The sequence below is a fragment of the Nonomuraea sp. NPDC005730 genome, from assembly GCF_040630865.1.
Taxonomy (GTDB): domain Bacteria; phylum Actinomycetota; class Actinomycetes; order Streptosporangiales; family Streptosporangiaceae; genus Nonomuraea.
This window is the reverse complement of sequence record NZ_JBEXYK010000023.1, coordinates 115,830-121,974: the sequence shown is the minus strand read 5'-3', so window position 1 is coordinate 121,974 and position 6,145 is coordinate 115,830. Positions and strand designations below refer to the sequence as shown.

General features: G+C 73.4%; 7 protein-coding genes and 1 pseudogene. 2 read left to right on the top strand and 6 right to left on the bottom strand.

Annotated features, from left to right (window positions below; all coding sequences use genetic code 11):
* From ABZ444_RS25775 to ABZ444_RS25755, 5 genes and pseudogenes are all read right to left on the bottom strand, one after another.
* A pseudogene (locus ABZ444_RS25775) lies at nucleotides 1-589 on the bottom strand (hypothetical protein); the annotation flags it as partial.
* 224 nt (nucleotides 590-813) lie between these two features.
* A complete protein-coding gene (locus ABZ444_RS25770; protein ID WP_358001685.1) occupies nucleotides 814-1,050 on the bottom strand; it encodes a hypothetical protein in 237 nt (78 codons plus the stop codon).
* Nucleotides 1,051-1,149: 99 nt separating this feature from the next.
* Nucleotides 1,150-1,674 (bottom strand): type II toxin-antitoxin system prevent-host-death family antitoxin, encoded by a 525-nt coding sequence (locus ABZ444_RS25765; protein WP_358001682.1) that lies wholly within the window; start codon nucleotides 1,672-1,674, stop codon nucleotides 1,150-1,152.
* A gap of 72 nt (nucleotides 1,675-1,746) precedes the next feature.
* Nucleotides 1,747-2,691, bottom strand: coding sequence for a TIGR01777 family oxidoreductase (locus ABZ444_RS25760; protein ID WP_358001679.1), 945 nt, complete (start codon nucleotides 2,689-2,691; stop codon nucleotides 1,747-1,749).
* Between the two features lie 139 nt (nucleotides 2,692-2,830).
* A complete protein-coding gene (locus tag ABZ444_RS25755) occupies nucleotides 2,831-3,682 on the bottom strand; it encodes an aldo/keto reductase (RefSeq protein ID WP_358001690.1) in 852 nt (283 codons plus the stop codon).
* Between the two features lie 164 nt (nucleotides 3,683-3,846).
* Between ABZ444_RS25755 and ABZ444_RS25750 the strand changes: the two genes are divergently transcribed.
* Entirely contained in the window at nucleotides 3,847-4,407 is a 561-nt protein-coding gene (locus ABZ444_RS25750; protein WP_358001676.1) for a GNAT family protein, read from the top strand.
* Nucleotides 4,408-4,542: 135 nt separating this feature from the next.
* On the opposite strand, the gene ABZ444_RS25745 is transcribed toward ABZ444_RS25750, so the two are convergent.
* On the bottom strand, nucleotides 4,543-5,172 hold the full coding sequence (locus ABZ444_RS25745; RefSeq protein WP_358001673.1) for a class I SAM-dependent methyltransferase: 630 nt from the start codon (nucleotides 5,170-5,172) through the stop codon (nucleotides 4,543-4,545).
* Nucleotides 5,173-5,311: 139 nt separating this feature from the next.
* Here ABZ444_RS25745 and ABZ444_RS25740 point away from each other — a divergent pair, with 139 nt between their 5' ends.
* Nucleotides 5,312-6,076 carry an SDR family NAD(P)-dependent oxidoreductase gene (locus ABZ444_RS25740; RefSeq protein ID WP_358001670.1) on the top strand — a complete coding sequence of 255 codons (765 nt, stop codon included), beginning with the start codon at nucleotides 5,312-5,314 and terminating at the stop codon, nucleotides 6,074-6,076.
* Nucleotides 6,077-6,145: the final 69 nt, after the last annotated feature.

The following is a 6,145-nucleotide window of genomic DNA, read 5'->3' as shown; positions in this document are numbered from 1 at the left end:
CCACCACCCCGCCCCTCCCGGGCCGTCCCCCTCGCGCCCGCACACCCCCCGACCCTCCCCCCCTCCCGGCCGCCCGGCCGCCCTGCGGGCGGACCGCGGGGACGGCCGCGCGGCCTCCCTGGGGGCGGATCGGGGGGCGGATGTCCAGGCGCAGGGCGTCCAGGGCTCTGGTGACGGCCGGGGGCGGGCGCAGGAGGGTCAGCGGGGCGGCGCCGGTCGTGTCGGGCAGGAGGGCGGCGGGGTCGGGGGCCCGTCGTCCGAGCCCCTGCCGTTCCTGCCGCCGAGCGGCCTGGGCGGCGACGGCGTCGGCGAGGCCCGTCCCGGCGGGCGTGGTGATCTCCAGCCGTTCCGGCCCCACCGGCCCCTTCCCCATCGGCCGTACGGCGGGCGACGGCCCCGACGGGACCCGCACCACGGCAGGCGGCGGCTCCGGAACCGCGGGCACCGCCTTCGCCATCACCTGACCGCCCGTCGACGCCTGGACGACTCGTGCGGTCGAGGCGTGACCGGAGGCGGCGACGGGCGGAGCCGCCAGTGCGGTGACTGCGATGGACGTCGAAGCGAGCACGCGCAGAAGGGCGTGCGGCATGAAGCGTTCCCCCGAACCCGTCTAACTCATCCCATCAGAAACAATGGTCACGAGATGACCATATTTCCTCACTAATCGTCAAACGCGGCGCAACATGGAACTCCAGTTTCCGCCCAGGCCCCCTCGCCCAGGCCCCCTCGCCCAGGCCCCTCGCCCAGGCCCCTGCGCCCTCGCCCTCGCCACGTCGCCCCCGCCGACACGTTCGCTCGACGCCAGGGGAGCCTCTACGCCGCCCGGCGCGCCCCCGTACGGCTCACCGCCGTGACCCCGGTGGCCGCCACGGCGAGCACCAGCAGCACGCCCACCGCCGGCCGGTAACCGTCCTGCAGCACACCGGCCACGCCGGACAGCCGCGCGGGGTCGGCGGCGGACACCAGGTGCCGCTCGGCAGCCGGCACGGACGCCGCGACGATGGCCGGCGACATGGCGATGCTGATCCTGGTCGAGACGTCGACCAGCATGAGCCGTACCGGAGGCGGGAGTGCGGGCGCAGGCGGAGGCACACCCGCGCGGCGCGGGCGCCGGGCGGGGGCGGAGTCGGCACCCGAGGTGGGGGATGTTCAGCCCAGTGTGCGTAGGGCCTGTTCCGCGGTGTCGCCGGTGCCGACGGCCACTTCGCCGCCGTCGCCGTCACGCGCCACGGCGATCACGCCGGACCCGGTCGGATGGCGGCTCAGGGTGACCGTGCAGCCGTCACGCAGCAGCGTCTCCACGTCGGGCGCCCCCGGCGGCGCGGCCCGCTCACCGGACCCGGGCCCGAGCAGGCGGGTGGCCGCGATCAGCGCGGCGACCGGCGTCCCGTGCCGGGCCAGCAGCACAGGGCTGTCGTCGTACGGCTCCGTGACCTGCCGGACGAGCTCCCCCAGCTTGGCCTTGGCCGTGGACAACGACACCACGGGCAACCCGGTCAGCATCCCCGGAACCTTCGACAGCGGCACCAGCGCGGCCCACTCCCAGCGCTCCCGCGTGATCAGCGCGATCTGTCCCTCGCCCGCCGCGCCCACCAGCGCCCCCCAGCGGGACCGTGCCTCCTCGACCCCGATGGGCACGCCCAGCCTGTCCTCCATCTCGCTGTAATTGATCATGAGGAAACCGTAAGGCACCTTACGATATTCGCGCAAGGATTCTCGTCCGCCGTCGCAAGGTGTCCGGCGCGCTCACGTCCCGCGGCGCACCCTCCGGACGAGGTCCTCGGCGGCCTGCCGCCACTGCGGGTACTCGAAGTCGAAACCCGCCTCCAGCAGCCGGCCCGGGACGACCCGGCGGCTCTTGAGCAGCAGCTCGGTGTCGGACCGCAGCGCGTACGCGCCGAGCTCGGCCATCCACCGCGTCGCGGGCAGGCCCAGCGGCACGCCCCAGGCGGACCGCAGCGTGCGCATGAACGCGGCCTGCGGCAGCGGACCGGGGGCGGCCAGGTTGACCGGTCCGCCGAGGTCGTCCCGCCCGGCCAGGAACTCGACCGCGCGGACGAGGTCGCGGTCGTGGATCCAGGACACGTACTGGGCGCCGCCCGCCAGCGGCCCGCCGAGGCCGAGCCGGGTCATGCGCAGCAGCACGTCGAAGACGCCGCCGCGGTCGGGGCTCATCACCATGGCGGCGCGCAGGGCGACCTTGCGCGTGTGCGGGGTCTCGGCGCGCTCCTGCTCCCGCTCCCACGCCTTGGCGATCTCGACGCTGGAGCGCCAGTAGCCCGGCACGCCGGGCTCCTCGCCGCCGATCAGGCCGGTCGCCTCGTCGTTGGGCGCGTCGAAGCGGTGGGCGTAGACGGTGGCGGTGCTCATCTGCAGCCAGACCCGGGGAGGACGTGCGGCGGCGGCGATCGCCCGTCCCACGACCCGGGTGGAGCGCACTCGCGAGTCCATCATGGCCCGCAGGTTGGCGGGGGTGTAACGGCAGTTCACGCTCCGCCCGGCCAGGTTGACCACGAGGTCGCTGCCGTCGATCTCCCGTGCCCACGCGCCCAGGGTCTCGCCGTCCCAGGCGACCTCGCCCTTGCGGGACGGCCTGCGGGTCAGCACCACGACCTCATGGCCGGCGGCGGTCAGCGCCCGGCGGAGAAGCTCGCCGACCTGCCCGGTTCCTCCGGGAATCACCGTCTTCACCCTGCCGACCCTACTCCGGTCTTTTGAACGCGTTCAGGGCGGGCCCGCGCAGCGGGGTCGCGCGCTCGTGGCGGCGGAGGACTTCGACGGAGCGGAGGGGTCTGATCAGGGTCGGGCGGGAGTTCGTCGTCGCGGCGGATCAGGCCGCGAGGGCGTCCAGGGTGCGTGTGTCCGCGTCGGTCAGGATGAGGTCGGCGGCGGCCAGGTTCTCCTCCAGATGGGCGGCCGAGCCGGTGCCGGGCGTGGGCAGGAGGACTGAGGAGCGGTGCAGCAGCCACGCCAGCGCCACCTGCCCGGACGTCGCGCCGTGCCGTGCTGCCACCCGCTCGATCGCCGCTCCCGCCCCGGCGCCCGCGGCGAGGGAGCCGTTCCCGAGGGGGAACCACGGCAGGAACGCGATGCCCAGTTCCGCGCACCGCGCCAGCACCGGCTCCGACTCCCGGTCCAGCACGTTGAACCGGTTCTGCACCGACGCCGGCCGCAGGACGGTCAGCGCCTCGTCGAGCTGGTCCAGGGTGACGGTGTCGAGCCCGATGTGCCGGATCTTGCCCTCTTCACGCAGTTCGGCCAGCGTGCCGAGCTGGTCGGCGAGCGGCACCGCGGGGTCGATGCGGTGGAGCTGGTACAGGTCGATGGTGTCGGTGCGGAGGCGGCGCAGGCTCGCCTCGCACATGGCCCGCAGATCTTCGGGCCGTCCGGCGGGGTGCCACTCGTCCGGCCCGGTACGGATCACGCCGCCCTTGGTGGCCAGCACCAGGTCGCCGGGGTACGGATGGAGGGCCTGGGCGATCAGCTGCTCGGCGAGGTCCGGGCCGTAGTTGTCGGCGGTGTCGATGAGCGTGACGCCGCGGTCGACGGCCAGGCGCAGGAGCGCGACCGCGTCGCCGGGTGTCAGGCGCGGGCCCCAGTAGCCGGTGCCCGTGAGCTGGGCGGTGCCGTAGCCGAGGCGTCGCACCCGCAGCTCACCGGCGATCTCGAACGTCCTGCCCACCACCGCGCCCGCCTTTCCCCTGATAAGAGGGCCCATCGTACGGCGGCCTCACAACCGGGACCGCCGCCCCCTCTGACGGGGACAACGTCGAACCGCGGTCGTCCGGGTGCGCGATCACTCGAAACTTCGTGGACGTCTGTCGGACGCTTTGCGACCATCGCACGGTGACAGATGAAGCCGATCGCCAGACGTCGTTCCCCACCAGTCCGAAGCATGTGCGCTTTGTCGCGTTGTCGAGCACCGCGATGTCCGCTCTGCTCGATGGGGATCTGGCCACGGCCGGCAGAACGGCCGGGGTCGCTCTGACCGAGTACTTCGTGACAGACAGGGCACGGTGGCTGTGGCGGGTTCGGATCGACCAGATGGCCGCCGATCCTGACCACGCATCGTGGATGGTGCGGCAGGCGGTGACCGGGCCTGACGGTGTCGTCATCGGTCATGCCGGCTTTCACGGGCCGCCCGACGAGGCGGGCATGGTGGAGATCGGCTACTCGGTTGCTCCCGACTTCCGTCGCCAGGGGTACGGCCGGGCCATCCTGATCGAGTTGCTGCGCCGGGCCGCGGCCGAACCGGCGGTCAAGACCGTACGGGCGACGATCAGTCCCGACAATGTGGCGTCGCTGGCCACGATCGCGGGCTTCGGCTTCGTCGAGGTCGGAGAAGACTGGGACGAAGAGGACGGTCGCGGACTCATCTTTGAAGTCCCCGCCAACCGCAGCCGCTAGATGCAAACCCTCCTCGCCCCGAGCCGGCGCTCATTCTGTTGCTCTCAGCAGTGAAGCCGGCTCGGCAGACGGCTCCTGACATGGGGCAGGCTCCAGCCGGGAGGCTGGGCCAGGCGTCCGGCGCTCCGAGTGTGCTCAGAGCGTGGCCACCACCGCGTAGCGCTCGTCGGTGATCTCCTTGCCCCACAATGCCGGGTCGGGCAGGGGATGCACCCGCAGGTCGCCGACCAGGGGGCGAAGGGCCGTGGTCAGGTTGTCGGCGGTGACGCCGCCCATCCACGGGAAGTGCTCACCCGGCACGTAGTCGGACTGCCCGCCGGAGGTCTGCCAGCGGCCCTCGACCAGCACCAGCCGGCCGCCGGGACGCAGCAGCGACACCCAGCGGGCCAGCGCCGCCTCCGGATCGGGGACGGTCCACAGCAGGTGGCGGGCCAGCACGACGTCGAAGCGGCGGTCGCCGACGGGCGGGGCGGCCGCGTCTCCCGTCAGCACCGTGGCGCCGGTGGCGGCCAGCTTGGCACGGGCGCGTTCGACCATGCGCGGGGCCAGGTCGACGGCGGTCAGGCGATGGCCCTGGACGGCCAGCAGCAACGACAACGAGCCCGTGCCGCAGCCCAGGTCGAGCACGTCGAGGGGCCCGGCGGGCACCCACTCGGCCAGCCGTGCCGCCCAGGCGGCCCTGACCCCGGGGTCGCGGAGCCCGTGGTCGGCCTCGTCGTCGAAGGAGTCGGCGGCGGCGTCCCAGAAGCCTGCGATGGTCGTCATGGGTCGCATCCTGGCAGGCGGCCCCGACAGTTTCGCGCCTGCGGCCGTACGTCCCCAGGCACGGGAACCGGGCGAGGCGGGCTGTCGGGATCGGGAGAACCTGGTGTACTGGTCTGACCAGTCGCTAGTGTTTCTCAGCATGACGGGATATGACGCGCTGTTCCGCCTCGACGGGCGGCGGGCCGTGGTGATCGGGGCCGGCAGCGGGATCGGCAGGGAGTCGGCGTTCGCCCTGGCCGCGCATGGGGCGTCCGTGGTGTGCGCGGACCGGGACCTGGCCGCCGCGCAGGAGACCGCCGCCGGCTGCGGGGGCACGGCCCGGCTGCTCGACGTGCTGGACGCCGACGCCGTCCACGCGGCCGCCGCGGAGGAGCCGGCCGACGTGCTGGTGTTCACGGCGGCGACGAACGTGCGCAAGCGGCTGCTCGACTACTCCGCCGAGGAGTTCGACCGGGTGGTGGGGCTGAACCTGCGGGGCTCGTTCGACGTGGTGCGGGCGTTCGGCGCCGGGATGGTGCGGCGGGGGCGCGGGTCGATCATCGGGTTCGCGTCGATCCGGGCGTCGGTGACCGAACCGGGACAGGGCGTCTACTCGGCCACGAAGGCGGGGCTGGTGCAGTTGCTGCGGACGGCGGCGGCCGAGTTCGGCCCGCACGGCGTGCGCGTCAACGCGATCGCGCCGGGCGTCGTGGAGACCCCGCTGACGAGGCAGATCAAGGACAACCCCGACTGGTACGCCGCGTACGCCGCCAAGAGCGCCCTCGGCCGGTGGGCCACCGCGCCCGAGATGGCGGGCGCGGTGGTCTACCTGGCCGGCGACGCGGCGAGCTTCGTGACGGGCTCGGTGTTGTACGTGGACGGCGGCTGGACCGCCGTGGACGGCCGTTTCGATCCACCCAATTAACGCGAATACTCCCGACCGGATGGGGCAGCAGGCACGGGTCCCATTGAAGGGAGGGACTCATGAGAACAG

Bases quoted from the DNA above. Each gene is read 5' to 3' on its own strand.
- ABZ444_RS25745 (WP_358001673.1), bottom strand. From the start codon at position 5,172: ATGACGACCATCGCAGGCTTCTGGGACGCCGCCGCCGACTCCTTCGAC.
- ABZ444_RS25765 (WP_358001682.1), bottom strand. From the start codon at position 1,674: ATGATCAATTACAGCGAGATGGAGGACAGGCTGGGCGTGCCCATCGGG.
- ABZ444_RS25770 (WP_358001685.1), bottom strand. From the start codon at position 1,050: ATGCTGGTCGACGTCTCGACCAGGATCAGCATCGCCATGTCGCCGGCC.
- ABZ444_RS25740 (WP_358001670.1), top strand. From the start codon at position 5,312: ATGACGGGATATGACGCGCTGTTCCGCCTCGACGGGCGGCGGGCCGTG.